We start from the raw sequence: 24,415 nt of genomic DNA on the forward strand, positions 1-24,415 counted from the left end.
GAGGGGGATTGCGCTGCGCTTCCACCCCATGCACAAGCGCCAGCATGGACAGCCCCAAGCGTATCCTGCTGATCGTCGGCGGCGGTATCGCCGCGTACAAGGCCTGCGAACTCGTCCGCCTGATCCGCAAGGGCGGCGCGCAAGTGACTTGCGTGCTGACCGAATCGGGCGCGCGCTTCGTCACCGCAATGACGCTGGCGGCGCTGAGCGAGAACCCCGTTCACACCACGCTGTGGGATCTCAAGAACGAGGTCGAGATGGGCCATATCCAGCTTTCGCGGCAGGCCGATCTGGTGGTCGTGTGCCCGGCCACTGCCGATTTGCTGGCGCGGATGGCGGGCGGCCATGCCGATGATCTGGCCACCACGCTGCTGCTCGCCACCGACAAGCCGGTGCTGGCCGTCCCCGCCATGAACGTGCGGATGTGGCAGCATCCCGCCACCATACGCAACGTCGCTACGCTGCGCGGCGACGGTGTCACCGTGATGGCGCCCGACGAAGGCGCGATGGCTTGTGGCGAGTTCGGCCCCGGCCGCCTGCCCGAGCCTGAGGCGATCTGGGCGGAAATCCAGCGCCAGTTGGGCCATCATCACCCAAAGCGTCTGGCTGGCAAGCACGTGCTGGTCACCGCCGGGCCGACGCATGAACCAATTGACCCGGTGCGCTACATCGCCAACCGGTCGAGCGGGAAGCAGGGCTTTGCGATTGCTGCCGCCGCCGCTGCGGCTGGCGCGCGGGTCACGCTGGTCGCAGGGCCGGTCACGCTGCCGACCCCGCCCGGCGTCACCCGTGTGGATGTGGAATCCGCGCGCGAGATGGCCGCCGCGGTCGATGCCGCGCTGCCGGCCGACGTGGCGGTGATGGTCGCCGCCGTGGCCGACTGGCGCGCCGCCGACTGCACCGGGCAAAAGCGGAAGAAGGACGGGTCGGGCCAAGTTCCGCCGCTCGAACTGGTCGAGAACCCCGACATTCTGGCAGGGCTCGGCCATTCAGCGCGCAAGCCTGCACTGCTGGTCGGCTTCGCGGCCGAGACCGAGCACGTCATCGCCCATGCGCAGGCCAAGCTGGGGCGCAAGAGCGCGGACTGGATCGTCGCCAATGACGTATCCGGCGACGTAATGGGTGGCGAGCGCAACGCCGTGCACATTGTCAGCGCCAGCGGTGTCGAAAGCCTGCCCGAAGGGCCCAAGCACGCGGTCGCTGCCGCGCTGGTCGAAAGGATTGCCGATGCACTCGCCTGATCCCGTGTCCTTGCGCGTCAAGCGTCTGCCCCACGGTGAAGGGCTGCCGCTGCCAGCCTATGCCACGGCAGGCGCCGCCGGGATGGATGTGGTCGCGGCCGAGGACGTGGACCTTGCGCCGGGTGTGCGCCATGCCGTGGCCACAGGCCTCGCTCTGGCCATCCCGCACGGGTTCGAGGTGCAAGTGCGCCCGCGCTCAGGGCTGGCGCTCAAGCACGGCATCACCGTGCCCAACACCCCGGGCACGATCGATTCGGACTATCGCGGCGAGTTGAAAGTCATCCTCATCAACCACGGCACCGATGTGTTCGCGGTGCGCCGTGGCGACCGTGTGGCGCAACTGGTGCTCGCGCCCGTCACCATCGGGACTTGGCTGGAGGTCGATGAACTCGACAGCACCGCGCGCGGCGAAGGCGGCTTCGGCTCTACCGGAGGCCTCTCCGCCCTGCCGGGGTAAGCAGCCGTCGGGATTAATCCGGGTAAACGATCCGCAATTTCCCCGCCACTTCTGCCGCAATCTTGCGCGCCTCGTCCGATGTTGCGGCACGGGCCAAGGCGACACCCATGCGGCGGTAGGGCCGCGTCACCGGCTTGGCGAAAATGCGCACGTCGACGGCTTCGCCCGACACACTGAGCGCCTCGGCCAACCCTTCAACGTGGAAATCGGCGGCATGGCGGTCGGCCAGGACGACGGCGGAGGCGCTGGGGCCGCGCAAGGTGATTTCTGCAGGGATCGGCAGGCCAAGGATGGCACGGGCGTGCAAGTCGAACTCGGTCAGGTCTTGCGAGAGCAGCGTCACCATGCCGGTGTCATGCGGACGGGGCGAGAGTTCGGAGAAGATCACTTCATCGCCGCGCACAAAGAATTCGACGCCGAACAGGCCATAGCCGCCCAGATCGTCAACCACCTTGCGCGCCATGGCTTGCGCATCGGCGATCGCCTGATCCGACATCGGCGTCGGCTGCCACGATTCCTGATAGTCACCGCGCTCCTGGCGGTGCCCGATCGCCGGACAGAACGAAACGCCGCCCCGGTGGCGCACGGTCAGCAGCGTGATCTCGTAGTCGAAGGCGATGAATTCCTCGACGATTACGCGCCGACGGTCGCCGCGCATGTTGGCCACGGCATAGTCCCACGCAGCTTCGAGCCCGTCGGCGTCGCGCACCGTGCTCTGCCCTTTGCCCGATGACGACATGACCGGCTTGATCACGCAGGGAAAGCCGGTGTGCGCGGCACCTTCGCGCACTTCGTCGAGGCTTTCGGCATAGCGGTAGCGCGAAGTGCGCAAGCCCAGATCGACGGCGGCGACTTCGCGGATGCGGTCGCGGTTCATCGTCATGATCGTGGCGCGGGCAGAGGGCACGACGTTGAAGCCCTGCGCCTCGAACTCGGCGAGCACTTCGGTGCGGATCGCCTCGACCTCGGGCACGATCAGGTCGGGCTGAACTTCGGCGATGGTGGCCGCCAGCGCTTGCGCGTCGAGCATCGAGAATACGCGGCGGTCGTCGGCCACCTGCATGGCAGGCGCATTGTCATAGGCATCGCAGGCCGTGACATGGCAACCCAACCGCTTGGCCGAGATGACGAATTCGCGACCCAGCTCGCCCGAGCCAAGCAGAAGGATGCGTGCGGTAAAGGCCATGGCGGCGGCACTCCGATAGCGGATGATGCGGGCCGCTTTGCCCTGCCCGGCTGCGCATGGTCAACCGGACAGGGGCGATTTTGGTTGAAAGTGTTACTTCTTCTTTTCAGGCGGAACCGAGATCTTGATCGTCTCGCCGCTCTTGCCCGGGAAGTTGGTGAACATCGCCTCGACCAGATTGGGCACGAGGTAAGGCAGACGGTTCGAGGTCGATGCCGCCTCGGCCTTGCCTTCGAACAGGCGCTGGCCATCGGCGTGGCGCTCGATCTTCACCTCGATGCCGCTGGTATAGACGGTCACCACATCGACGCTGTTGCCGAAGCCCGGACCACGGAACCACGGATCGTACCAGCCCCAGCCCCAGCCGTGGCGGCCATAGAATCCGGGCCGGCCATAAAAGCCGCCATAACCGGGGCCATACCAGCCGCCCCAGTAAGGATCGGCAGGACCGGTGGCCTGAACGCGGTCACGTCCCTTGTCGACGCCATAGTCGAACTTGACCAGCAGGTCGGCGGTCTGCGGATTGCCGGGAACGTAGCCGACCTTCTGCAACTGCGCGGCGACAAGGCTGGCGTATTGCGAGAATTCGAGGCCACCGGCATTGTGCGGGTCATCGGCGACGACGGCAAAGGTCTGACCCGCAGGCGCCGGCAGTTCACGCTGGAAGCGCGAGACGCGGGCGTCGAACGCAGTGGCGCAGGCCGACAGGGACAGCAACAGGGGAACTGCAAGGGCAATAAAGCGATGACGCTTGGGCGCATTGGTCATTCTTGGCGACTCCTCATGGCGGCCCATCCATGTCCCCGTAAAGACAAGCCTTACCGATCTGGTAACACGCCTTCGGCGTAGGAGCGAGGGGGTGAACGGACGTTGAATGAACGCGCCGTCCACCGAAAACCTTCTGCCCCCCGGCTAATTCTGCCGCAAATTCAGCCGCGCACCAGCCCCAGCGCTGCATAAGTGGCGTTGAGCGTCGGGATGGCAAGTTCGCGCGCCTTGTCCGCACCCTTGCGCAGAATTGCATCCAGCGCGGTACGATCTTCGCGCAAGTCGCGATAGCGCGCGGCCATCGGCGCAAGCTGTTCGACCAGCAGTTCGGCCAGCGCGGGCTTGAACGCGCCGAAGCCCTGCCCGCCGAACCGGGCGAGGATATCGTCCACGCTTTCACCCGACATCGCCGAGTAGATGCCCACCAGATTGCGCGCTTCGGCCCGGCCATCAAGCCCCGCCGCTTCGGACGGGATCGGCTCGGGGTCGGTCTTGGCCTTCTTCACCTTTTGCAGGATCATGTCGGCATCGTCGGTCAGGTTGATGCGGCTCATGTCCGAGGGGTCGGATTTGCTCATCTTGGCGCTGCCATCGCGCAGGCTCATGATCCGGGCGGCCTGCGGCGGGATGATCGGATCAGGCAGGGTGAACACCGGCGCATCTTCGGACGCGAAGTCGTTGTTGAACTTCTGCGCGATGTCGCGCGCCAGTTCGAGATGCTGCTTCTGATCCTCGCCCACCGGAACATGGGTGGCCTGATAGAGCAGCACGTCGGCGGCCTGCAGCACCGGGTAGGTGTAAAGCGCCACTGAAGCGCCTTCGCGGTTCTTGCCTGCCTTGTCCTTCCACTGCGTCATGCGGTTGAGCCAGCCGGTGCGCGCAGTGCCGTTGAGCAGCCATTGCAGTTCGGCGTGGGCGGGCACTTGCGCCTGATTGAACAGGATCGAGCGGTCGGGGTCGATCCCGCACGAGACCAGCGCGGCAACCATCTCGCGCGTGTTGGCCGCCAGATCGGCAGGCACATGCGGCATCGAGATGGCGTGAAGGTCGGCCAGAAAATACAGGCAGGTACCGCCCTTGGCGGTCCATTCGTCCTGCATCGCCACCCAGTTGCGGATCGCCCCGAGGTAGTTGCCAAGGTGGAGATTGCCGGTGGGCTGGATGCCGGAAACGATACGCATGGGACTGCTATGCCTTAGCCTTGAGTGGTGCGCCTGCGTCGCACGAGAAGCCGCAGGTCATCCTGCGAAAACGCGCCGAGCAGGACGGTGGCGAGGCCATAGACCACCATTCCGGCCGAGACCAGCGCCACCAGCGCGGCAAACCGCACCGGCCAGCTGCCGTGGACATAGGGGGTCAACACGCCTTGGGTCAGCCACAGCACGCCGCCCATGGCCAGCGCCGCCAGCGCCAGCCGGGGCGCCCGCCGCCGCAGTTGTGCGTCCGCCACGAAATGCCCGCGCTTGACCAGCGTGGCGTACAGCAGGCCGACGTTGACGCTCGACGCGATCGCGGTGGCCAGCGGTGGCCCGATGTGCTGCAACGGCACGATCAGCAGCAGGTTGCCAACCAGGTTCACCACCATCGACACGGTGGCATAGCGAACAGGCGTTTTGGTGTCCTGCCGCGCATAAAAACCGGGCGTCAGCACTTTGACCAGAATATAGCTGGGCAGGCCGATCGAAAACGCGGCCAGCGCCTGCGCCGTGAAGTGCGTGTCCGCTGGCGTGTAGCGGCCATAGCCGAACAATGCGGCCGCGATCGGCTCGCCGCACAGCACCAGCGCCATCGTGGCAGGCAGCGTCAGCAGCAGCGCCAGTTCCATGCCACGGTTCTGCGTTTCCATCGCCGCCGCATCCTCGCCCGCACCCAACTGGCGCGAGATCGTCGGCAACAGCACGGTGCCAAGGCCGATGCCGATCAGCCCCAGCGGCAACTGGTTCAGCCGGTCGGCCATGTAGATGTACGTGACCGAGCCATGCGCCAGCAGTGAGGCGGCCAGCGCGGTCGAAATGACCAGATTGATCTGCACCGCTCCGGCACCGGCAGCGGCGGGCCAGATCAGCGCCAGCAGCCGCTTCACGTCGGGGTTGAGGCGCGGGCGCCGCAGCTTCAGGCTTACCCCGTTGCGGCGGCAGGCCAGCGCCAGCCAGAGCAGCTGCAGCGCGCCCGAAACCGACACCGCGATCGCCTGATTGCGCGCGGTGACGAGCGGATCGGTATTGTGGAACAGCAAAAGCGCAGCGATCAGCGTCAGGTTGAGCAGGATCGGAGCGGCAGCGTTGACCCAGAACTTATGCAGCGAATTGAGGATGCCGCCGAACAGCGAGACCAGACTGATCAGCATCAAGTAGGGGATCGTCAGCCGCGACAGCGTGACCGCAAACGCGAACTGATCGTGGCTGACGCCGTTGAACTTGCCTGACAGCAACAGCGTGACCGGCCAGGCAAAGATCTCAAGCAGCAGCGTCATGACCAGAAGCACCGGCAGCAGCACCGCCAGCGCCTGTTCGGCAAAGTCGAGCCCCTCGGGCAGTCCGCGCCCTTCGGGATCGCCCACCTTGCGGTTGAACATCGGGATGAAGGCCGAGGCGAACGCGCCTTCGGCGAACAGCGCGCGGAACATGTTGGGCAGCCGAAACGCGACCAGAAACGCGTCAGAGGCGAATGAGGCACCGATGTAGCGCGCGAACAGGCTGTCGCGCACCAGCCCCAGCACGCGGCTGGCCAGCGTCAGCCCGCCGATCGTGCCGGTCGCTTTCAGAAGATTCATCGTCGAGTCCCCGAAGCGAACGGCATGATCGGATGGGTCAGCAGGTCAGGCCGTCAGAAAATCAGGCCTGTCCGGCGACGCCGGAGGCCAGCTCGTCGGCCGCCTGCTGCTGCAACTGGGCCAGATACAGACCGTTGAAATCGATCGGTTCGAGCATCAGCGGCGCATAACCTGCATCGCGCACGGCATCGGCGATGATGCGGCGGGCGAACGGGAACACCAGACGCGGCGCTTCGGCAAACAGGAACGGGTGCGCCTGATCGTCGGGCACGTTGCGCATCGCGATCAGAGCGCCATAGGCCAGCTCAACGATATACGCGATGCCCGAGGGCGCGCGCGCGGTGACGGTGACCTTCAGCTCGATCTCGTGCACATCGGGGCCCAGCGTGCGCGCGCCGATGTTGAAATCGACCGCGACTTCGGGGGTCTCGGTCCACTGATAGCTGTCAGGCGCATTCGGGTTCTCGACCGAAAGATCCTTCACATACTGCGAGACCAAGCCGATCGCGGGCGCCGTATCTTCGCCGTTCGGCACAGGGCCGACCGGCTGATCGAGGTTGAGATCGGTGATGATGTTGCCTTCGTCGGCCATTGCAGGTGCTTTCCTGACGAGATGGTTGCGTGGGTGCGCTTTGCGCGTGATCGGCGCCAACGCGTTATGGATTGGCGCGGCGCCTAGCAGGTGCAGCCGGTGGCGGCAATCGTGCGTTGCCCACCTTGGGCCGACCTTGGGCCGACCTTGGGCCGACCTTGGGCACTACGGGCATCCACCCCGTTCGGAGTGCGGTTCATCGCAGCGCCCCCGGAATGTGCCCCCAAGGGCATGGTGAAAAACCCCTGAGAATGCCAACAAGGGTTCATCCATGCGTTGTTCATTTGTAAATCGTACTTATTTGTTGCAGTGTATGAAGCTGCCTGAGGGACTCCGGCAAGACGACCTCGGCAAGATTATACCGGTCCGCGCGGGCGAAGGGGTAACCCCGAATTCCGCCAACCGACACCATCGTTGCGGGATGATTGCTTGTGGTTGTTGAGATTGTGATCCTGGCGATGATCGCGGCCTTTCTGGGCCTGCGGCTCTACGCCGTGCTCGGCCGTCGTCCCGAACAGAACGAGGAACCAGTGCGCGGGCGGGTGGAACAACCCGACCCTGCAGCCGCCCCTCGCCCGCTGCAACCACGCCTTGCCGAAAATCCCGCCCAACCGCCACGTCCGATCGCCATCCCGGCAGAAGCCACAGGGTTCGAGCAGGAAGCCGAGGCGGGCGTGCGCGCCATCATCGGTGCCGACCGCCGCTTCGATGTCAGCCTGTTCCTCATCGGCGCCAAGAGCGCTTATGGCATGGTGCTCGAAGCGTTCTGGCGCGGCGACAAGGACGCGCTGGGCCAGTTGTGCGATGCCGACGTGTTCGAAAGCTTTGCCGCCGCCATTGACGCGCGAGTCGCTGCGGGCGAGCAGCTCGATTCGCGGCTTATCCGCATCGAGGAAGCGAAAATCGTTGCGGCAAGGTTCGATGCACCGATCGCGCTCGTCACCGTGCGCTTCGTGGCAGACATCGCCTCGATCACGCGCGACGCCAATGGTGTGCTGATCGCCGGATCGCTCAACGATGCCATCGAGTCGCGTGACTTGTGGACCTTCCGCCGCGACCTCACCTCGCGCGATCCCGACTGGGTGCTCGACGAAACCGACGAAGGTTGAAGTCGGCAAGAGGCTGAAACCAGCATGCCGCCCGCGCGTGGTCCCGTCGCAAGCGCGCACATTGCAATTTGTCTGCTGTTGCTGGCCGCGCTTGCCGCCTGTGGGCAACTGATACCGCCCGCTGGCCCCGGGCCTGCCACGCCGGCTCGTCCTGCGCCCGGCTACCCCACACAAGTTCGCCCGTCTGCGCCACCAGTGCTGCGCAACGCAGTGCTGGCAGGGGTCACTCCCGGCCCTTCGGTTGCCAGCCTGCGGTTGAGCCCGAGCAATGCGCAGACCAGCTTGGCCGCCTTTGCAGCCTCGTGCCCCCGGCTGATCCGGCGTGGCGATACAAGCGGACTGACCCGCGCGGATGACTGGACCGGCCCCTGTACCGCCGCCGCAACCTGGCTGGCGAGCGACGCAGCAACCTTCTTCGCAACCTGGTTCGAAACCGCGCAAGTTGCCGATGGCACGACTTACGTTACCGGTTATTTCGAACCCGAAATCAGCGGCGTCCGCACACGCCAGCCGGGTTTCGATGTGCCGATCTATCGCTTGCCGCCCGATCTTGTGCGCGCGCGGATTGGCGATGCCCCGCCCAACCCTGACGGCACACAGCCGCTGGGGCGCTATGATGCCAACGGCGCCTTCACGCCCTATTGGGATCGCGGCCAGATCGCCGATGGCGCGCTCGCCGGACAAGGCCTCGAGATCGGCTGGGCGGCCGATCCGGCAGAGCTGTTCTTTCTGCAAGTGCAGGGATCGGGCCGCTTGCGCGCGCCCGACGGCACGATCATGCGGATCGGCTATGCCGGTGAAAACGGCTGGAGCTACACCGGCATCGGTCAGGTCATGCGCCAGCAAGGTCTGATCGGCACCGGCCCCGGACAATACCCCGGATCGATGCAGGGCATCCTGCGCTATATCCGCGAACATCCGGTGGAAGGCCGCGCGCTGATGCGCACCAACCGCGCCTATGTGTTCTTCCGCGATACTACCGGCAACAACGCCGCCGCAGGGCCGGTCGGCGCGCTGAGCGTACCTGTCACCCCGCGTGTGACGCTGGCCGCAGACCCAGCGTTCGTGCCGCTCGGCGCGCCGGTCTGGCTCGCCACCGACAACCCCGCCGTGCAAGGCCTGTGGGTGGCGCAGGATACCGGCGGCGCGATCAAGGGGGCCAACCGCTTCGACAGCTTCTGGGGCAGCGGCACCGAAGCGCGCACCGTGGCCGGCGGCATGAGCGCACACGGCCGTGCGCTGCTGCTGTTGCCGCGCGGGGTGCTTGCCCGCCTTGCCGGACAAGTCGGCCGATGACTCCGCCAAGGCCGCACGGGCGCGTCCCGCAAGGTTTGAGCGCGGACGAAGCCGCACTGTGGCGCAAGGTGACTGAAACCGTCACGCCGCTACATCGTCCGCACTTTGCCAAGCCACCATCTGCAGCGAACCCGGCCCCGTCGCTATCGCCGCCCGTACCGGTATCGATGGCCGAAGCGTTGCAACCACGCCCGCCGCGCGGCCGCATCCCGCCACCGCGCCCGGCGCCCACCCCTCCGCCCGCGCCGCCGCGCCCGCTTTCCGCGCAGGGGCTGGACGGCAGTTGGGATCGCAAGCTCGCGCGCGGGATCGTCGAGCCCGACGTGACGATCGACCTGCACGGCATGAACCTCGACACCGCGCATGCCCGGCTCGGCGCCGGTCTGACCCAGGCGCTGGCGATGGGCGCGCGGGTCATCCTGCTCATCGCGGGCAAGCCGCGCCCGGTCGACGAACACGACTTGCGCGGGCAGCGGCGCGGGGCGATCCGCGCCAAGTTGCTCGACTGGCTGGCCCACAGCAGCCACGCCAGCCGGATCGCCGCCGTGCGGGGCGCCCATCCGCGCCATGGCGGTGCGGGCGCGGTCTACATCGTGCTCAGGAAAGCGCGCTGAGCGCGATGCGGCCGTAAATCCGGGTCAGCACGTGCAAATCGGCGATGGACACCGCCTCGTCGGTCTTGTGCATCGTGGCGTTGCACAGGCCGAATTCGATCACCGGGCACAGCGCACGCAGGAACCGCGCGTCCGAGGTGCCGCCGGTGGTCGACAGTTCGGGCACCAGCCCGGTTTCCGCTTCCACCGCGGCGCTGACCAGCGCCGAGAAATCGCCCGGCAAGGTGACGAAGCTTTCGCCCGAGATCACCGCGCGCACCTGCGTGCCATGGCGTGCCGCGATGGCGGTGACCCGGTCGACCAGCCCCTGTCCGGTGTGCAGATCGTTGAAGCGGATCGACAACCGCGCGCGCGCCTGCGCCGGGATCACGTTGGTCGCCGGATTGCCGACGGTGATGTCGGTGACTTCCAGATTGGACGGCTGGAACCATTCGCTACCCTGATCGAGCACCAGCGCATCAAGTTCCGCCAGCAGCGCCACCAGTCGCGGGATCGGATTGTCGGCAAGGTGCGGATAGGCCACGTGGCCTTGCGCGCCATCTGCGGTCAGCCACAGGTTGACCGAGCCGCGACGGCCGATCTTGACCATATCGCCCAACCGCGCGACCGAAGTCGGCTCGCCCACCAGACACAAGTCGGGCAGCGCGCCAACCGCGCGGGCATGTTCGATCAGCGGCACCGTGCCGAACCGCGCAGGGCCTTCCTCGTCGCCGGTAATCAGGAAGCTGATCGTGCCCGCCTCGGCCGGAATTTGCGCAACAGCGGCCACCATCGCCGCGATCGAACCCTTCATGTCGACCGCGCCGCGGCCATAAAGCAGTTCGCCACGCCGTTCCGGACCGAACGGAGCGCTGCTCCAGCCCTCGCCCGGAGGCACCACATCAAGGTGCCCGGCAAAGGCGAAATGGCGACTGCCCGCAGGCCCGCTGCGCAGCGCGAACAGGTTTTCGACCGGCCCGTCGGGCGCTTCGCCCGCCACGAAGCGATGCACCGCAAAGCCCAATGGTTGCAACATCGCCTCAAGACAGTCGAACACCGCGCCGGTGGCAGGCGTCACGCTGGGGCAGGCGATGAGTTGTTCGGCCAGTTCGACCGGATCGAGACAAATCGTGGGCTCAGACATGAACGGTCGCCAGTTCCGGTGTGTCGAAGCTGGCAATTGTCCAGCTTTCCTGTGCCGCGCCCGCAACCCACGCACGCAGCCAGTCATGCTCCCACAGCGCCTCGGCATAGGCGCGGGCGAAACCGGGCAACGGCACCTGATAGGACAGGAACCGCGCGACAACCGGTGCAAACGCGATATCGGCTGCGCCGAAGCTGCCGAACAGGAACGGGCCGCCAGCGCCAAAGCGCGAGCGCGCCTCTGCCCAAAGCGACAGGACGCGTACAATGTCGGCTTGTACCGCATCGGGCAAAGACACCTCCGCGTGATGGCGCAAATTCATCGGCAGATGGCTGCGCAGCGCGGTGAAGCCGGAATGCATCTCGGCCACCATCGAGCGCGCCAGAGCCCTTGCCGAGCCATCGCGCGGCCAGAACCGGTCGCGGCCGACGGTGTCTGCCAGATGCTCCAGAATGGCTAGACTGTCCCAGACCACCGCATCGCCATCCCACAGCACCGGGACTTTGCCGGCAGATGGCTGCAGCAGCGGATGGGCGCGCTTGGTTTCCTCCCAACCCGGACCGTACAGCGGCATCACCGTGGTGGTAAACGGCAGGCCCGATTGGCGGCAGGCCAGCCAAGCACGCAACGACCAGCTTGAATATGTCCGGTTACCGATGACGAGGTGCAGCACGCTGTTTTCCTTCTGCCAAGGCTGGCGCGCCTAAACGTTCATGATCAGGCTGTCGAGGCTGAACCGCAAGCGATCGGTTAACCCGCTCGGCCGACTCCGTAACTTTACAGATGGCGCGCTAGGGCCATGCAAGGCTGATCGACGCTAAGCCAACCGCAATGCCCTTTGCGTCGGCCTTTGCCCCATCTGCCCTGACACCCACCGATCAGGCACGCGACATCGCTTTGGCGCAATACGCCAATCTGCGACGGCAAATTCCGCCGCTTTACATCGTGTTGATGCTCAACGCCGGGGCGCTGGCCTTTGCCTATATCGGCGTTGCGCCAAGGCTGCTGACCATGCTGATTCCGGGCGTGCTCATCGCCGCCTGCATCGTCCGGCTGATCCAATGGATGATGCGCGAGGACAAGGCGCTGCACGATATCGATGCAGCGCTTGGCCAGATGCGCCGGACCGAGATCCTTGCAGGAGTCGTATCGGTCGGGTTCACGTTCTGGGCATTGGCGCTCGATCAGTACGGCAATGCGTTCCAGCACAGTCATGTCGCGGTGTTTCTGGCGATCACCGTGATGGGCTGCATCTTTTGCCTGACCTACTTGCCGCGGGCCGCCCACATCGTCTGCGTGATCGTGTTCGGTGCGTTCCTGATCCACTATCTGCTGGTGGGCAATTTCGAGGCCACCTCGATCGCGATCAATGTCGGTCTGGTCGGTGCGGTCGTGCTCAAGGTCTTGCGCGATTCGTTCATCGCCTTTGTCCAGTTGCAGCAATCCCAGCGCGCTTTGGTGGAGGAGCGCGCGCAGGCCCAGCTGCTTGGCGAAGAGAACGCGCGCCTTGCCCATTCCGATCCGCTGACCCAGTTGCCCAATCGCCGCTACTTCTTCGCCAGGCTCGATGCCGTGTTGGCGCGTGCCCGCCCCGAAGATGTATTCTGTATCGGGGTGCTCGATCTCGACCGGTTCAAGCCGGTCAACGACTCGCTCGGCCACGCGCAGGGCGATCGGTTGCTGCAAGAGATCGGCGCGCGGTTGCAGCGCGCCTGCGGCCCCGAGGTGACGATAGCCCGATTGGGTGGCGACGAGTTCGGCATTATCGTCGAGGCCGATATCGAAGGCGCACAAGCCATCGGCCAGTCACTGTGCGACTTGATTCAGGTGCCGGTGAATTTGCGCGATTCGCAGGTTTCGGTCGGGTGTTCGGGCGGCCTTGCCGCCTGGCCCGATGCCGGGCAGACCGCGCACGACCTGTTCGATCGCGCCGACTTCGCACTCTATCACGCCAAGAAGCGGGCACGCGGCAGTTGCGCGCGTTTTTCGACCGAACTCGAACACATGATCCGATCGGAGCAGGCGCTGGAAAGCGCGCTGCAAACCGCCAACCTCGGCGAAGAAATCGCGCTGGTCTACCAGCCGATCGTGGATTCCCGGTCGTTGGAGCCTGTCGCCGTTGAAGCTTTGGCGCGCTGGACGTCGCCCGCGCTCGGCCCGGTGCCCGCAGAAATGCTGTTTGCCACGGCCGAGCGTCTGGGCATTGCCCGCACGATCACCCTGACGCTGTTCGACAAGGCGCTGGAAGCCTGCGCATCGCTGCCGTCGTCGATCCGGCTGTCGTTCAATCTGGCCGCGCCCGACATTGCCGATGCCGAGACGATATCAACCCTGCTCGCGCGCATAGCCACTTCGGGCATCGACGCACGGCGGTTGACGTTCGAGATCACCGAGACATCGCTGATCGAGGATTTCGACACCGCGCGGGCAGCGCTGGAAAAGCTGCGCACCTGCGGGGTCGAACTGGCGCTCGATGACTTCGGCACCGGATATTCCAGCCTCAGTTCGCTGCACCTGCTGCCGCTCAGCACCGTCAAGATCGACCGCAGCTTTGCCACAAGGCTGGACGATCCGGTCGGCCGACGGCTGGTCAACGCGATCCGCAACCTTGCGCGTTCGCTCAATCTCGATTGCGTGTTCGAGGGCATCGAGACCGACATGCAGCTGATGGAAGCGACGCTGGCCGGTTTCAACTTCGTGCAAGGATACCTGATCGCGCGCCCCGGTGCGCTGGCCGATGTGCTGGACTTGCAACTGTTGTCCGGCCCCGGTCCGCAGCGACGCCACGCAGGAGGCTACAACCGCCCGTAACGAAGCAGATTTCGCCCATCAAACACTGGCCATCAGACTTGGCCAGTAAGGCTAGGCCAGTCAGGCTAGGCCAGTCAGGCTAGGCCCGTCAGACTTCGGCGTCTTCCAGCACGGCGGCACGCAGTTCGGCAATGCCCATGCCCTTGTCCGCCGAGGTGACGTGGATGTGCGGGAACGCGGCGGTATGCTTGCGCGCGGCCGCTTCGGTCGCGACGCGCACTTCGGCCAGTTCCTCGGCGCGGATCTTGTCTGCTTTGGTCAGCACCAGCCGATAGCCCACGGCTGCCTCGTCGAGCATCTGCATCATCTCGGTGTCGACCGGTTTGATGCCATGGCGCGAATCGATCAGCACCAGCGTGCGCTTGAGCACCACGCGGCCGCGCAGAAAGTCGCGCACCAGCCGACGCCATTGCTCGACCACCTTGGGCGGGGCCTTGGCAAAGCCATAGCCGGGCATGTCGACCAGCCGGAACTGCGTCGGCGTGCCGACTTCGAACCAGTTCAGTTCTTGCGTCCGCCCCGGCGTCACCGAGGTGCGGGCGATCGACTTGCGCCCGGTGAGCGCGTTGATCAGCGACGATTTGCCGACGTTGGAACGACCGGCAAAGGCGATCTCCGGCTCGGCCGGATCGGGCAGGTGCTGCAGCGACGGCGCCGACTTGAGGAACTCGACGCGGCCCGAAAACAGGGCGCGCGCGCGTTCCTCCAGCGCCATCAGGCGAACGGCTTCTTCATCGGGTCCGACTTTGCTCAACGAATCATGCTCACCGCTTGGGGCTCTTGGCTGGGCCCTTGGTCTTGATATCGCGCGCCACCGACCGGTCGATGTTCTGCTGATCCTTGGCGGCTTGCGCCTTCAACTGCGGATGGCGTGCATAAAGGTAGCGCTGCTGGCCGATGGTCAGCAAGTTCGACGTGATCCAGTAGATCAGCAGCCCGGCCGCAAACGGGGCCATCACGAACATCATCATCCACGGCATGATCGCCATGACCTGCTGCTGCGCGGGGTCCATCGCGGCGGGTTGCAGCTTGAACTGCAGCCACATCGTGGTGCCCAGCGCGATCGCCAGCACGCCGATGCCGAGAAAGCCGGGCGGGTCGAACGGCAACAGCCCGAACAGATTGAGGATGTGCAGCGGATCGGGCGCGGACAAGTCCTTGATCCACAGGATGAAGGGCTGGTGACGCATCTCGATGGTCAGCACCAGCACCTTGTACAAGGCGAAGAACACCGGGATCTGTAGGAAGATCGGCAGGCATCCGGCCAGCGGATTGACGCCTTCCTGCTTGTACAGCGCCATGATCTCGCGCTGCTGGGTTTCCTTGTCATCCTTGTAGCGTTCCTGGATGACCTTCATCTTGGGCTGGATGGCCTTCATCGCGGCCATCGACTTGAACTGGCGCTGGGCCACCGGGAACATCATCCCGCGCACGATCAGCGTCAGCAGGATGATGGCGAGGCCGAAGTTCTTGACCGAACGGAACAGCGAATCGAGCAGCCAGAAGATCGGCTTTTCGAACCAGCGGAACCAGCCCCAGTCGATCGACAGCGACAGGTTGGTCACGCCCTGCTTCTCGTACGCCTCAAGAACCGCGTTCTCTTTGGCCCCGGCGAACAGGCGCACGCTCTGTCCGGCGGTCTGCCCCGGCGCGACGCTGACCGATGGCCAGACCAGATCGGCGCGGAACAGCCCGTCACCAAGAGCGCGGTAATCGCCCTGCGCCTTGATCTTGCCATCGGGAATCAGCGCCGACAGCCAGTAGATGTCGGTAAAACCGATCCAGTTCGGCGCTCCGGCCGGGCTGACTTGTCCGGTTGCGGCCACGTCCTTGTAATTGGTGGCGAACGAGACGGTGCCGTCAAACGCGCCAAGCGGACCGGAATGGAGCGTCCAGGTGTCGATGCTTGCGGTCTTTTCGGTGCGCTTGACCAGCGCGAAGGGCTTGACCGTGATCGCGGCGGCGCCCGCGTTGCGCACGCCTTGCGTAGCGGTGATCAGGTAATTGTCATCGATCGCATAGCGGATCGTGAACGTCTGCCCAGTCGGGTTGGACCAGCTAAGCGTCACCGGCGTTTGCGGCGTCAGCTTGCGGCCATCGGCCTGCCACAGCGTGTCGGCGGTCGGTGCCTGAACGCCATTCTCACCCACCCAGCCGATCTGGGCGAAGTGCTGCGCCGGGGTGCCGGCAGGCGAGAACAGCCGCACCGGCGCGCTGTCCTTGGCGATCGATTCGCGGTGGCGCGCCAGCAGCAGGTCATCGACCAGACCGCCGGCCAGATTGATCGAACCCTTGAGACCCGGCGCATCGATGGCGACGCGGTTGGGCGAGGCCAGTTCCTGCTTCAGATCGCGCGCTTCGAGCGCCATGTCGGCCGGAGCCTGCAATCCGCCTTCGCGGGTGGGCTTGGCCGGCGCGGCATCGGCGACCGGCGTGGCCGAGTTGGGCGAAGTGGATGCAGCAACCACCGGCCGCACCGGCTGGGGATAGAAATAGTGCAGCCCCGCGTTCCAACCGATGAGGATGACCCCCATCAGCACCACGGCCCAGATCAGGTTGCGCTGGTTTTCCACTCTGCCTCGCGTTCGTTGGTCACTATCGGCCGTTGGTCACTATCGGCGTCGGACTATGCCGGGAAAGAAAATGGCCGAAAAGCAGAACGCCCCCGGACCATCACCACATGCGTCAGGGCACCGGATCATAGCCGTGCCCGCCCCATGGGTGGCAGCGCAATAGCCGCTTCACCGCCAACCAGCCACCCTTAATCGCACCATGCCGCTCCAGCGCTTCGATCGCATATTGCGAACAACTCGGGGCATAGCGGCAGGATGGCGGCAGCACGCGCGACGGGCCGAGTTGCCAGCCGCGCGCAATCAGAATGAGCACGCGCTTGATCATGCGCCGCAACCGGCCAGAGTCATTTGCGCGGCCCGCGCGGGTGGCGGCGCGGCGGATCGCCCTTGCCGGCGGCGGCGCGGCTCAACGCCTGAACCAGTTCGCTGCGCAACAGGGCAAAGTCCCGCTCGACCCCGCCTTCGCGGCCGATCATCACGTGGTCCGCACCGGCCAGACCGCTGTGGGGCAGAATCTCGCGCAGCAAGGCCCGAAACCGACGTTTCATGCGGTTGCGAACAACCGCGTTGCCGATCTTCTTGGTGACGGTCACGCCAAAGCGCAACGAGCCGTCCGCCCGATCACGAGGGTTGACCAGCAAGACAAATCCGGGCCTTGCGACCCGGATTCCGCGGTTTGCAGCCAGGAAATCCGCGCGCTTGGCAATGATCGACAGCGCGCCCCGGAGCATGTCCGGGGTTGCTGCGTCATCGACTGGCGCGCCAGCAGGCTCGCTCAGGCCGACAGCTTCTTGCGACCGCGTGCACGGCGGGCGGCAAGAACCTTGCGACCGCCGACGGTGGCGGTGCGGGCGCGGAAGCCGTGACGGCGGGCGCGAACAAGGTTGCTGGGCTGGAAGGTGCGCTTCATTGTGAAATCTCTTCGGTTCGAATCGATGATGGCGTCCCGCACCCTGAGGCGTCAGGAAACCGGAAACAGGGCGTGGCCGTTACGCGAGGCGCCGCCCAACGTCAAGGGATTCGCCGCATTGCGCGCCGAACCGCGCCTGATTGCGACCCGCACCCGCCAGTTTCCCCGGCCCTGGGCAAAAAAAGGGCCCGACCGTTGCCGGCCGGGCCTTTGAAAGTTTGGGAGAGGATGCCTGAAAGGCAGGTTCTAAGTGCCTTGAACCCCGCAATATTGCAAGTGCGAAATGAAGATTCGTTCTTGCAAAAAATGCAACTACGGCACCAACCTGCGGTTTTCCGCCCCTTATTTCCCAACCATCCGACGCGCTTTCCTGAAACGCCGAAGAGGCAAACCATTGCGCACAATTCCAGCGGTTGCGTCGCAACAAATCCCTGTCCGGCTTGGAGCTGCCACCGTGACGCCTAAAGCGGACGGCGGAACTTCAGCACGAACCGATCGGTCTTGCCGCGCACCGATGCGTCGAAAATGGGCAGCGTATGGGGATCGTCGCTGCGCGCCAGAACCGCGCTTTCGCCATCGAACACGAAGCCCGCCTGCGCCATGTCGGCGCGAACCCGCGCCGGGTCGATGCGGTGCAACTGCCCGGCCACCACACGTGGATCACCCGCAGGCCCCGCATGATCGATGATGATCACGCTGCCGCCGGGTTTCAGCGCGGCAAACCAGTTGGCCAGCACGCGGGGCACCTCGCGGTGGGGATAATCGTACTTTTCCGATTCCCAATAGAGATCGTGATATTCGAAGTTGGCAAATATCGCGTCCAGACTGGCCGGCGCCAACGCTTGCGCCAAGGGTGGCACCGCAAGGACGCGCAAGGCCGGGTGCGCCTTCAGCGCCGGTTCCCATTCATCCGCCTTCCAGCGCGAGCCGTTGACCACGGCATAGACCCGGCCCTTGGGCCCGACCACGTCGGCCAGCATCGCCGAATAGTAACCACCGCCCCAGTCGGCGATCACCTGACCGGGTTTGAAGGCGGCGAAGGCCAGGATTTGCGCGGGCTTGCGCCCTTCATCCAGAGCCCGGTCGGCCTCGCTGCGGGTCTTGTCCGCCACGGCAGCCGCGATCGGATCGGGGCTGGCGCCACCGCTGCCGCGCGCAGGAGCATCGACCGGAATGGCCAGACCAGCCACGGCAAGCATGAACAGAACAGCAGATCGCTTCATGAAATCCCCCTCGTTGGCACGGCTAGCGGCAAGGATGCTGACTGCTCTTGCCGCTGCCCCGCCGAGGAGGTCGATGATAACGCCGCTTCTGTTCGGCGAACAGAACCTTCAATGTGCGAGGAACAGCGGCAATTGCGCCGTGTCGAGCAGTTCGCGCGATACACCGCCCAGCAGCAATTCACGCAGGCGGCTCTTGCCGAACAGGCCCATCACCACCAACCCGGCGCCAAGGCCGCTGGCCTGATCGGCGATCGTGTGCGCAATCGAACCGTTCCGCTCGACCTCGTGGCATTCGGCGTGAATCCCGTGGCGCGAAAGGTACTCGGCCGCATCGCCGGCCGGGTAGCTGTCGGCCTTTTCCCGTACCGTCAGCAAGTGGACGCTGGCGGCCCGCTGCAGCAGTGGCACCGCCGCGCGCAAGGCGGCGGCCGCTTCCTGGCCGCCATCCCAGCTTACCAGCACCGGCACGTTCAGCTCCAGCAACGGCTTGCCGCTGGGCAGCGCCAGCACCGGACTGCGGGTGCCCAGCGCGATTTCCTCGAGCGCCGGGTCTTCCAGACTGGTCACGATCAGATCGGCAAAGCGAGAGGCCGCCGCAATGCCCGATGCCCGCCCTTCATCGACGACGACGACATCGAACGCCACATCCTGTCGGGCCAGCCGCACGTCGAGATCGGTGGCCAGCTTTTCGTCGGATTCGCGTACCTGGTTGATCGCTTCGGCGGTGATCGCAGCGCCACCGAACGGTTCCCACAGCGCCAGTTCGGCAAAGGGCGTGGCGATCTGGAAAGTGGCGTGGCCATCGAATTCGCGGGCCAGCGCCAGCGCGGTTTCGACGCGATCGTCCAGCGTGACGGACTTGTCGGCGGTAACGAGAATGGAGCGCATGGGGATCCTCCTTGTTCAGGCTTCCCCGCCTTCATTCCTCTTACCACCCGGCGCTGCCATGATCCAAGTCAATTCCACCTGCCGGGAATCGCGGCTTGCCCGCCTTAACCGTGCCGTTAAGACGGTGCCCGATAGTGAAGCGAGAGGGTGACGATGGCATTTGCGGCGGTGATTTTCGACTTCGGCGGCGTGATCACGTCGTCTCCGTTCGAGGCGTTCAACCGGCTTGAGGCCGAACGTGGCTTGCCGCAGAATTTCGTGCGCCGAATCAACGCAACCAACCCTGACAGCAACGCATGGGCGCTGTTCGAGCGCGCCGAAATCGACGCGGCCCGATTCGATGCACTGTTCGCCGAAGAAGCCCGCGCCCACGGACATCATCTGGAAGGCAGCGCCGTATTGGCGGTGCTGGCAGGCGCTGTCCGCCCGGCGATGATCCGCGCGCTCGACCAACTGGCAGCGGCCGGATACCGGCTCGGCTGCATCACCAACAACGTGCCGACCGGCCATGGCGCGGGCATGGCGCGCAGCAGCGACCGAGCAGACGAGATGGAGCAGATCTTCGCCCGCTTCGAACACGTGATCGAAAGCAGCAAGGCCGGGGTGCGCAAGCCCGATCCGCGCATCTACACGATGATGTGCGCGCACCTCGGCCTTGCCCCGGCACAATGCGTCTATCTCGATGATCTGGGCATCAACTGCAAACCCGCCGCAGCGCTGGGCATGCACGCGATCAAGGTGACCAGCGGCGAACAGGCACTGACCGACCTGTCGGCGGTGCTGGGGCTGGCGCTGGGCTGAACCACCCTGAACCCCGGCGCGCTCAGCCCTGCGCTATCTGTGCCGGATCGATCTGGAGCGCACCGGCGCGGCGGAACAGTTCAAGGATCAGCGGGTCGCGCTCGGTGGCACGGATCGCGGCCTCGAAACGGATCGTGCGCACCGGGCGCGGCAGCACTTCGGTCAGATCGCCTGCCGCCAGCAACCGGCGTACCATCGTTTCGGGCAGCAAGGCGGCACCTGTTCCGGCGCGCACGATGTCGATCAGCGTGCGCACGTTGTCGCACGTGCCGATCCGGCGCCGCTCGATGCCATGGGCAGCGAGGCTTTCGACCGCCGCACCATGTAGCGGCGAGTTTTCGGGCAAGGCCCACACCGGAATGTCCCGGTCAAATCCGCCCGCCGCAACCGTCGCCGGACTTGCCGCCCAAACAAGCGCGACCGAACCGATCGGCGCGGTGCGGATGCCCGGTGCCGCGACCGGCCCGGCCAGAAATGCCAGATCGCTGCGCCCGGCGAGCAATTGCTGAAGCATCCGCGCGGTCAGATCGAGTTCGAGTTCGAGCGTCACCCCCGGCAGATCGCGTTCAACATCGCGGACAAAGCCCGGAAGGCAACTGGCCGCCGCGATCTCGCCCGAGCCGACGCGGACCACGCCGGTCGCCCCGGCAAAGTCGCTCGCCTTGAACAGCGCCGCTTCGAACCCCGCCCACAGCGGCTCGAAATCCCTGACCAGATCGCGCCCGCGCGTGGTCAGCACCATGCCGCGCCCCTCGCGCCGGAACAGCGCGACGCCTAGTTGCTCCTCGATCTCGCGCACGCGGGCCGAAATCGCGGGCTGCGTGGTGTTGAGCCGCTCTGCCGCAGCGCGGAACGTACCCAGCCGCGCGATCCACGACAGCGTTTCAAGGTGGTAGATGGCCAGTCGTTTCATAGCCAACTCTTATCATATAGGATAAAAAACAAACGCTATTTTCAATGTATGGATTGGCTTACGCTGCCTGCATTCCACTGGGAGGGATTGATGGCCGGAAAGCTTTATCCTGATGCCGCAGCCGCGCTCGACGGGCTGTTGCGCGACGGGCTGCTGATTGCGTGCGGGGGCTTTGGCCTGTGCGGGGTGCCCGAGCGGCTGCTTGATGCGGTGCGCGATTCGGGCGTCACCGGCCTGACCTTTGCCAGCAACAACGCCGGCATCGACAACGAAGGTATCGGCAAGCTGCTGCGTACGCGGCAGGTGAAGAAGATGATCTCGTCCTACGTGGGCGAGAACAAGGAATTCGAGCGGCAGTACCTGTCGGGCGAGCTTGAGGTGGAATTCTGCCCGCAAGGCACGCTGGCCGAGCGGATGCGCGCAGGCGGCGCGGGCATTCCCGGCTTCTACACCAAGACCGGCGTCGGCACGTTGGTGGCCGAGGGCAAGGAAGTAAAAGCATTCGACGGACAGGACTACATCCTCGAACGCGGCATCTTTGCCGATCTCGCGCTGGTCAAGGCGTGGAAGGCGGACGAGACCGGCAACGTCGTGTTCCGCAAGACCGCGCGCAACTTCAACGTGCCTGCCGCCACGTGCGGCAAGGTCTGCGTGGTCGAGGTGGAGGAAATCGTGCCCGTTGGCAGCCTCGATCCCGATGCGATCCACTTGCCGGGCGTCTACGTCCAACGGCTGGTGCTGGGTGCGCCTTATGACAAGAAGATCGAATTCCGAACGGTCAGAGAGCGAATTGGTCGCGAAACGGAGGCAGTGTAATGGGCTGGACCCGCGATGACATGGCCGCCCGCGCCGCGCGCGAATTGCAGGATGGCTTCTATGTGAACCTTGGCATCGGCATCCCGACGCTGGTGGCCAACCACATTCCCGCCGGGATGACGGTGACGCTTCAAAGCGAAAACGGCATGCTGGGGATCGGCCCGTTCCCCTTTGCCGGGGAAGAGGACGCCGACCTGATCAATGCTGGCAAGCAGACGATCAGCGAGCTGCCGCAATCGGCCTATTTCGACAGCGCGCAGAGCTTTGCGATGATCCGCGGCGGGCATATCGACCTGACCGTGCTGGGCGCGATGGAAGTGGCCGAAAACGGCGACATCGCCAACTGGATGGTGCCCGGCAAGATGATCAAGGGCATGGGCGGCGCGATGGACCTTGTCGCCGGGGTCAAGAAGATCATCGTGGTGATGGAGCACTGCGCCAAGGACGGCAGCCCCAAGTTCATCCCCGCCTGCACCCTGCCGCTGACCGGGCGCGATGTGGTCGACATGGTCATCACCGACCTGGCCGTGTTCGCGCGGGCCGATCATTCGTCACCCTTCCGCCTGATCGAGCTTGCGCCCGGCGTGACGGCAGACGAAGTAAAGGCGAAGACGACCGCGCATTACGAGGTTTGAGACGGGGACGCGCGGCCCCCGCCACGCCAAGGCATACGGCCAAGGCATAAGGAAGGCCGCGCATGACTTACACGCTGATCACCGCCAACCGGAACTATTCGAGCTGGTCGCTGCGCCCCTGGCTGCTGATGAAGGCGCTGAACATTGCGTTCACCGACCGGCTCGAACCCTTCACCAAGCCGGTGAACTATGACGAGTTCCGTGCCTTTTCCCCCACCGGACAGGTGCCCGCGCTGATCGATGGTGAGGCCACGATCTGGGATTCGCTGGGCATCACGCTGTACCTGGCCGACCGGCACGAAGGCGTGTGGCCGACAGATCCCGCCGCGCGCGCCTTTGCCCAATGCGTGGTCGCCGAAATGCACGGCGGCTTTTCCGCACTCCGCAACGACTGCACGATGAACGTCGGCGTGCGGGTAAAGCCGCGCCCCTTGCGCGACGCGCTGGTGCGCGACGTGGCACGCATCCGCGAGATCTTCGAGACCGGCCTTGCCCGCTTCGGCGGACCTTGGCTGGCGGGCGATAGCTTCACCGCCGCCGACGCGTTCTATGCCCCTGTCGCCTATCGCGTGCGCACCTATGGCCTTGATGTGGGCAAGGGGCAGGCGTGGGTCGATGCCGTGCTCGCCCACCCCGCCGCGCTGGAATGGGAAGCCGCCGCGCTGGCCGAATCATGGCGCGAGGAAAGCCACGAGGCCGATCTTGCCGCCTGTGGCGAAATCATCGCCGATTACCGGGTCGGGTGAAGGAGAAGCAATTCGCTCAACGTGGACGTTAGATTGCGGGTGCCCCCGGCTTCTTACGTAGGGTGCTAGGCTGGGATTTCGTACACGCCAAAGCTTGATGCCCCCATCTGCCTACAGAAGAAATCAATGCCATAGACATACCTATTCCACTTGTAACAAGACTTAGGACAACCAACCCCATTGTAAGTTTCTGAAAAAATCCATGAGATTGCCAAGCTGCTGAAGCACCGGACTTCATATGATTTGCATAGCTAAGTTGAGAAAAGTATCCTGAGGCAAATGCGCAAACGGAACAAAGAGCTCCGATACCAAAAAGCACGACGGCAAGAGCATATTTATCACCACCCCCTCCCTGTGAGGTAAGCGCAATTAGCGCAGTTGCAGCCCCGCCGTTCAAAATGAACAAATTTTTCAGGCCTTCAACAGCGATCTGAACGGCCAGTTCAAAATGGTGATCGCTGCTGTCACTTGCCATCGGATGCTCCTCAAAAATCGAATAAGCTAAACGTGGCTTTCCACCTCGAAATTAGTCAATTGAAAAGTCTCTATCCACTGGCAAGCTGGCTAAAAATGCTCAGCCCTCGCGCCCGAAGCGATGCACCCGCGTCGGGGTTCCGGCGAACAGGGTGTAGCTCTCGTAGTAGTCGCTGCGCCCCCGACCCTGCACCTCGGCGTGGTCGGACTGCCGCCGCCAGTCATGCGCGGCGGCCTCGCTCTCCCATTCGGACAGGGCGATGACCTCGCCATCGGCGGCGGTGTAGCTCTTGAACGACAGGAAGCCGGGCTGCGCGCGGGCCAAGGCCTCCATCGCATCGGCATCGGCGCCATAGGCTGCGGCATCGATGTCGGCCCGTTTGCGGTTGCGAAAGACGACAAGGTACATGGGCTGAACTCCGGTATGCCTGGCGCCCAGCCCATGCAGGACCGGGCACGGGCTGGG

At 65.0% G+C, this 24,415-nt stretch carries 27 protein-coding genes; 10 read left to right on the forward strand and 17 right to left on the reverse strand.

Translation table 11 applies throughout. The features are described 5' to 3' along the window. The first annotated feature begins 44 nt into the window (after window positions 1-44). Window positions 45-1,241, forward strand: a complete 1,197-nt coding sequence (coaBC, locus tag LDN95_RS02340; protein WP_226016016.1) for a bifunctional phosphopantothenoylcysteine decarboxylase/phosphopantothenate--cysteine ligase CoaBC — start codon at window positions 45-47, stop codon at window positions 1,239-1,241. After that, a complete protein-coding gene (gene dut / locus LDN95_RS02345) occupies window positions 1,228-1,698 on the forward strand; it encodes a dUTP diphosphatase (protein ID WP_226016017.1) in 471 nt (156 codons plus the stop codon). Before coaBC ends, dut begins: the two co-directional genes overlap by 14 nt. A gap of 13 nt (window positions 1,699-1,711) precedes the next feature. Here dut and purT read toward each other — a convergent pair whose 3' ends face one another. From purT to secB, 5 genes are all read right to left on the reverse strand, one after another. Next, the gene (purT, locus tag LDN95_RS02350; RefSeq protein WP_226016018.1) at window positions 1,712-2,884 is read right to left on the reverse strand and encodes a formate-dependent phosphoribosylglycinamide formyltransferase; all 1,173 of its coding nucleotides are present in this window, start codon (window positions 2,882-2,884) and stop codon (window positions 1,712-1,714) included. A gap of 93 nt (window positions 2,885-2,977) precedes the next feature. Next, the gene (locus tag LDN95_RS02355; RefSeq protein ID WP_226016019.1) at window positions 2,978-3,652 is read right to left on the reverse strand and encodes a DUF4136 domain-containing protein; all 675 of its coding nucleotides are present in this window, start codon (window positions 3,650-3,652) and stop codon (window positions 2,978-2,980) included. A 161-nt stretch (window positions 3,653-3,813) separates the two neighbouring features. Next, window positions 3,814-4,833: a tryptophan--tRNA ligase gene (gene trpS / locus LDN95_RS02360; RefSeq protein ID WP_226016020.1), complete on the reverse strand. Its 1,020-nt coding sequence runs from the start codon at window positions 4,831-4,833 to the stop codon at window positions 3,814-3,816. Between the two features lie 14 nt (window positions 4,834-4,847). Next, the gene (gene murJ / locus LDN95_RS02365) at window positions 4,848-6,425 is read right to left on the reverse strand and encodes a murein biosynthesis integral membrane protein MurJ (protein ID WP_226016021.1); all 1,578 of its coding nucleotides are present in this window, start codon (window positions 6,423-6,425) and stop codon (window positions 4,848-4,850) included. A gap of 61 nt (window positions 6,426-6,486) precedes the next feature. Further along, window positions 6,487-7,017, reverse strand: coding sequence for a protein-export chaperone SecB (gene secB / locus LDN95_RS02370; protein ID WP_226016022.1), 531 nt, complete (start codon window positions 7,015-7,017; stop codon window positions 6,487-6,489). A 431-nt stretch (window positions 7,018-7,448) separates the two neighbouring features. Between secB and LDN95_RS02375 the strand changes: the two genes are divergently transcribed. Genes LDN95_RS02375 through LDN95_RS02385 form a run of 3 tightly spaced genes read left to right on the forward strand, consistent with a single transcriptional unit; the run spans window position 7,449 to window position 10,036 of the window. Next, a complete protein-coding gene (locus LDN95_RS02375) occupies window positions 7,449-8,126 on the forward strand; it encodes a Tim44/TimA family putative adaptor protein (protein ID WP_226016023.1) in 678 nt (225 codons plus the stop codon). 24 nt (window positions 8,127-8,150) lie between these two features. Beyond that, on the forward strand, window positions 8,151-9,422 hold the full coding sequence (locus LDN95_RS02380) for a murein transglycosylase A (protein WP_226016024.1): 1,272 nt from the start codon (window positions 8,151-8,153) through the stop codon (window positions 9,420-9,422). Further along, entirely contained in the window at window positions 9,419-10,036 is a 618-nt protein-coding gene (locus LDN95_RS02385) for a Smr/MutS family protein (protein WP_226016025.1), read from the forward strand. Before LDN95_RS02380 ends, LDN95_RS02385 begins: the two co-directional genes overlap by 4 nt. Here LDN95_RS02385 and dapE read toward each other — a convergent pair. After that, window positions 10,020-11,159, reverse strand: a complete 1,140-nt coding sequence (dapE, locus tag LDN95_RS02390) for a succinyl-diaminopimelate desuccinylase (protein WP_226016026.1) — start codon at window positions 11,157-11,159, stop codon at window positions 10,020-10,022. The genes LDN95_RS02385 and dapE overlap by 17 nt on opposite strands. Continuing rightward, window positions 11,152-11,829, reverse strand: a complete 678-nt coding sequence (locus tag LDN95_RS02395) for a glutathione S-transferase family protein (protein ID WP_226016291.1) — start codon at window positions 11,827-11,829, stop codon at window positions 11,152-11,154. The genes dapE and LDN95_RS02395 overlap by 8 nt, the downstream gene beginning before the upstream one ends. A 161-nt stretch (window positions 11,830-11,990) precedes the next feature. Here LDN95_RS02395 and LDN95_RS02400 point away from each other — a divergent pair, with 161 nt between their 5' ends. Further along, window positions 11,991-13,970 carry a bifunctional diguanylate cyclase/phosphodiesterase gene (locus LDN95_RS02400; protein ID WP_226016027.1) on the forward strand — a complete coding sequence of 660 codons (1,980 nt, stop codon included), beginning with the start codon at window positions 11,991-11,993 and terminating at the stop codon, window positions 13,968-13,970. Window positions 13,971-14,058: 88 nt separating this feature from the next. Here the strand turns inward: LDN95_RS02400 and yihA are convergent, their stop codons facing one another. The 7 genes from yihA to LDN95_RS02435 form a co-directional block, all read right to left on the reverse strand. Beyond that, window positions 14,059-14,685: a ribosome biogenesis GTP-binding protein YihA/YsxC gene (yihA, locus tag LDN95_RS02405; RefSeq protein ID WP_226016292.1), complete on the reverse strand. Its 627-nt coding sequence runs from the start codon at window positions 14,683-14,685 to the stop codon at window positions 14,059-14,061. Between the two features lie 49 nt (window positions 14,686-14,734). Next, entirely contained in the window at window positions 14,735-16,543 is a 1,809-nt protein-coding gene (gene yidC / locus LDN95_RS02410) for a membrane protein insertase YidC (RefSeq protein WP_226016028.1), read from the reverse strand. 112 nt (window positions 16,544-16,655) lie between these two features. After that, window positions 16,656-16,868, reverse strand: a complete 213-nt coding sequence (gene yidD, locus LDN95_RS02415) for a membrane protein insertion efficiency factor YidD (RefSeq protein ID WP_226016029.1) — start codon at window positions 16,866-16,868, stop codon at window positions 16,656-16,658. Between the two features lie 19 nt (window positions 16,869-16,887). Beyond that, complete coding sequence (gene rnpA, locus LDN95_RS02420; RefSeq protein WP_226016030.1) at window positions 16,888-17,274, reverse strand: ribonuclease P protein component; 387 nt, start codon at window positions 17,272-17,274, stop codon at window positions 16,888-16,890. Window positions 17,275-17,318: 44 nt separating this feature from the next. Further along, window positions 17,319-17,453, reverse strand: coding sequence for a 50S ribosomal protein L34 (rpmH, locus tag LDN95_RS02425; protein WP_039336437.1), 135 nt, complete (start codon window positions 17,451-17,453; stop codon window positions 17,319-17,321). A 461-nt stretch (window positions 17,454-17,914) separates the two neighbouring features. Further along, window positions 17,915-18,676 carry a class I SAM-dependent methyltransferase gene (locus LDN95_RS02430; protein WP_226016031.1) on the reverse strand — a complete coding sequence of 254 codons (762 nt, stop codon included), beginning with the start codon at window positions 18,674-18,676 and terminating at the stop codon, window positions 17,915-17,917. Window positions 18,677-18,784: 108 nt separating this feature from the next. Beyond that, entirely contained in the window at window positions 18,785-19,564 is a 780-nt protein-coding gene (locus LDN95_RS02435) for a universal stress protein (protein WP_226016032.1), read from the reverse strand. A gap of 153 nt (window positions 19,565-19,717) precedes the next feature. Here LDN95_RS02435 and LDN95_RS02440 point away from each other — a divergent pair, with 153 nt between their 5' ends. Continuing rightward, complete coding sequence (locus LDN95_RS02440; protein ID WP_226016033.1) at window positions 19,718-20,365, forward strand: HAD-IA family hydrolase; 648 nt, start codon at window positions 19,718-19,720, stop codon at window positions 20,363-20,365. Window positions 20,366-20,387: 22 nt separating this feature from the next. Here LDN95_RS02440 and LDN95_RS02445 read toward each other — a convergent pair whose 3' ends face one another. Then, window positions 20,388-21,278, reverse strand: coding sequence for a LysR family transcriptional regulator (locus tag LDN95_RS02445; protein ID WP_226016034.1), 891 nt, complete (start codon window positions 21,276-21,278; stop codon window positions 20,388-20,390). A gap of 90 nt (window positions 21,279-21,368) precedes the next feature. Between LDN95_RS02445 and LDN95_RS02450 the strand changes: the two genes are divergently transcribed. From LDN95_RS02450 to LDN95_RS02460, 3 genes are all read left to right on the forward strand, one after another. Next, window positions 21,369-22,094: a CoA transferase subunit A gene (locus LDN95_RS02450; RefSeq protein ID WP_226016035.1), complete on the forward strand. Its 726-nt coding sequence runs from the start codon at window positions 21,369-21,371 to the stop codon at window positions 22,092-22,094. Beyond that, window positions 22,094-22,729: a CoA transferase subunit B gene (locus tag LDN95_RS02455; protein ID WP_226016036.1), complete on the forward strand. Its 636-nt coding sequence runs from the start codon at window positions 22,094-22,096 to the stop codon at window positions 22,727-22,729. The genes LDN95_RS02450 and LDN95_RS02455 overlap by 1 nt, the downstream gene beginning before the upstream one ends. A gap of 62 nt (window positions 22,730-22,791) precedes the next feature. Continuing rightward, the gene (locus tag LDN95_RS02460) at window positions 22,792-23,475 is read left to right on the forward strand and encodes a glutathione S-transferase family protein (protein WP_226016037.1); all 684 of its coding nucleotides are present in this window, start codon (window positions 22,792-22,794) and stop codon (window positions 23,473-23,475) included. Window positions 23,476-23,503: 28 nt separating this feature from the next. Here the strand turns inward: LDN95_RS02460 and LDN95_RS02465 are convergent, their stop codons facing one another. Then, window positions 23,504-23,950, reverse strand: coding sequence for a hypothetical protein (locus LDN95_RS02465; RefSeq protein ID WP_226016038.1), 447 nt, complete (start codon window positions 23,948-23,950; stop codon window positions 23,504-23,506). 99 nt (window positions 23,951-24,049) lie between these two features. Further along, window positions 24,050-24,358, reverse strand: a complete 309-nt coding sequence (locus tag LDN95_RS02470) for an antibiotic biosynthesis monooxygenase (protein ID WP_226016039.1) — start codon at window positions 24,356-24,358, stop codon at window positions 24,050-24,052. Between the last annotated feature and the right edge of the window lie 57 nt (window positions 24,359-24,415).

Origin of the sequence: Novosphingobium sp. FKTRR1 (assembly GCF_020404405.1) — a bacterium.
Classification (GTDB): domain Bacteria; phylum Pseudomonadota; class Alphaproteobacteria; order Sphingomonadales; family Sphingomonadaceae; genus Novosphingobium.

Bases quoted from the DNA above. Each gene is read 5' to 3' on its own strand.
- LDN95_RS02450 (WP_226016035.1), top strand. From the start codon at position 21,369: ATGGCCGGAAAGCTTTATCCTGATGCCGCAGCCGCGCTCGACGGGCTG.
- murJ (WP_226016021.1), bottom strand. From the start codon at position 6,425: ATGAATCTTCTGAAAGCGACCGGCACGATCGGCGGGCTGACGCTGGCC.
- yihA (WP_226016292.1), bottom strand. From the start codon at position 14,685: ATGGCGCTGGAGGAACGCGCGCGCGCCCTGTTTTCGGGCCGCGTCGAG.
- purT (WP_226016018.1), bottom strand. From the start codon at position 2,884: ATGGCCTTTACCGCACGCATCCTTCTGCTTGGCTCGGGCGAGCTGGGT.
- trpS (WP_226016020.1), bottom strand. From the start codon at position 4,833: ATGCGTATCGTTTCCGGCATCCAGCCCACCGGCAATCTCCACCTTGGC.
- rpmH (WP_039336437.1), bottom strand. From the start codon at position 17,453: ATGAAGCGCACCTTCCAGCCCAGCAACCTTGTTCGCGCCCGCCGTCAC.
- yidD (WP_226016029.1), bottom strand. From the start codon at position 16,868: ATGATCAAGCGCGTGCTCATTCTGATTGCGCGCGGCTGGCAACTCGGC.
- LDN95_RS02455 (WP_226016036.1), top strand. From the start codon at position 22,094: ATGGGCTGGACCCGCGATGACATGGCCGCCCGCGCCGCGCGCGAATTG.
- LDN95_RS02470 (WP_226016039.1), bottom strand. From the start codon at position 24,358: ATGTACCTTGTCGTCTTTCGCAACCGCAAACGGGCCGACATCGATGCC.
- LDN95_RS02430 (WP_226016031.1), bottom strand. From the start codon at position 18,676: ATGAAGCGATCTGCTGTTCTGTTCATGCTTGCCGTGGCTGGTCTGGCC.
- LDN95_RS02465 (WP_226016038.1), bottom strand. From the start codon at position 23,950: ATGGCAAGTGACAGCAGCGATCACCATTTTGAACTGGCCGTTCAGATC.
- LDN95_RS02400 (WP_226016027.1), top strand. From the start codon at position 11,991: ATGCCCTTTGCGTCGGCCTTTGCCCCATCTGCCCTGACACCCACCGAT.
- LDN95_RS02445 (WP_226016034.1), bottom strand. From the start codon at position 21,278: ATGAAACGACTGGCCATCTACCACCTTGAAACGCTGTCGTGGATCGCG.
- LDN95_RS02355 (WP_226016019.1), bottom strand. From the start codon at position 3,652: ATGACCAATGCGCCCAAGCGTCATCGCTTTATTGCCCTTGCAGTTCCC.
- secB (WP_226016022.1), bottom strand. From the start codon at position 7,017: ATGGCCGACGAAGGCAACATCATCACCGATCTCAACCTCGATCAGCCG.
- LDN95_RS02440 (WP_226016033.1), top strand. From the start codon at position 19,718: ATGGCATTTGCGGCGGTGATTTTCGACTTCGGCGGCGTGATCACGTCG.
- LDN95_RS02385 (WP_226016025.1), top strand. From the start codon at position 9,419: ATGACTCCGCCAAGGCCGCACGGGCGCGTCCCGCAAGGTTTGAGCGCG.
- LDN95_RS02460 (WP_226016037.1), top strand. From the start codon at position 22,792: ATGACTTACACGCTGATCACCGCCAACCGGAACTATTCGAGCTGGTCG.
- rnpA (WP_226016030.1), bottom strand. From the start codon at position 17,274: ATGCTCCGGGGCGCGCTGTCGATCATTGCCAAGCGCGCGGATTTCCTG.
- coaBC (WP_226016016.1), top strand. From the start codon at position 45: ATGGACAGCCCCAAGCGTATCCTGCTGATCGTCGGCGGCGGTATCGCC.
- LDN95_RS02380 (WP_226016024.1), top strand. From the start codon at position 8,151: ATGCCGCCCGCGCGTGGTCCCGTCGCAAGCGCGCACATTGCAATTTGT.
- dut (WP_226016017.1), top strand. From the start codon at position 1,228: ATGCACTCGCCTGATCCCGTGTCCTTGCGCGTCAAGCGTCTGCCCCAC.
- LDN95_RS02435 (WP_226016032.1), bottom strand. From the start codon at position 19,564: ATGCGCTCCATTCTCGTTACCGCCGACAAGTCCGTCACGCTGGACGAT.
- dapE (WP_226016026.1), bottom strand. From the start codon at position 11,159: ATGTCTGAGCCCACGATTTGTCTCGATCCGGTCGAACTGGCCGAACAA.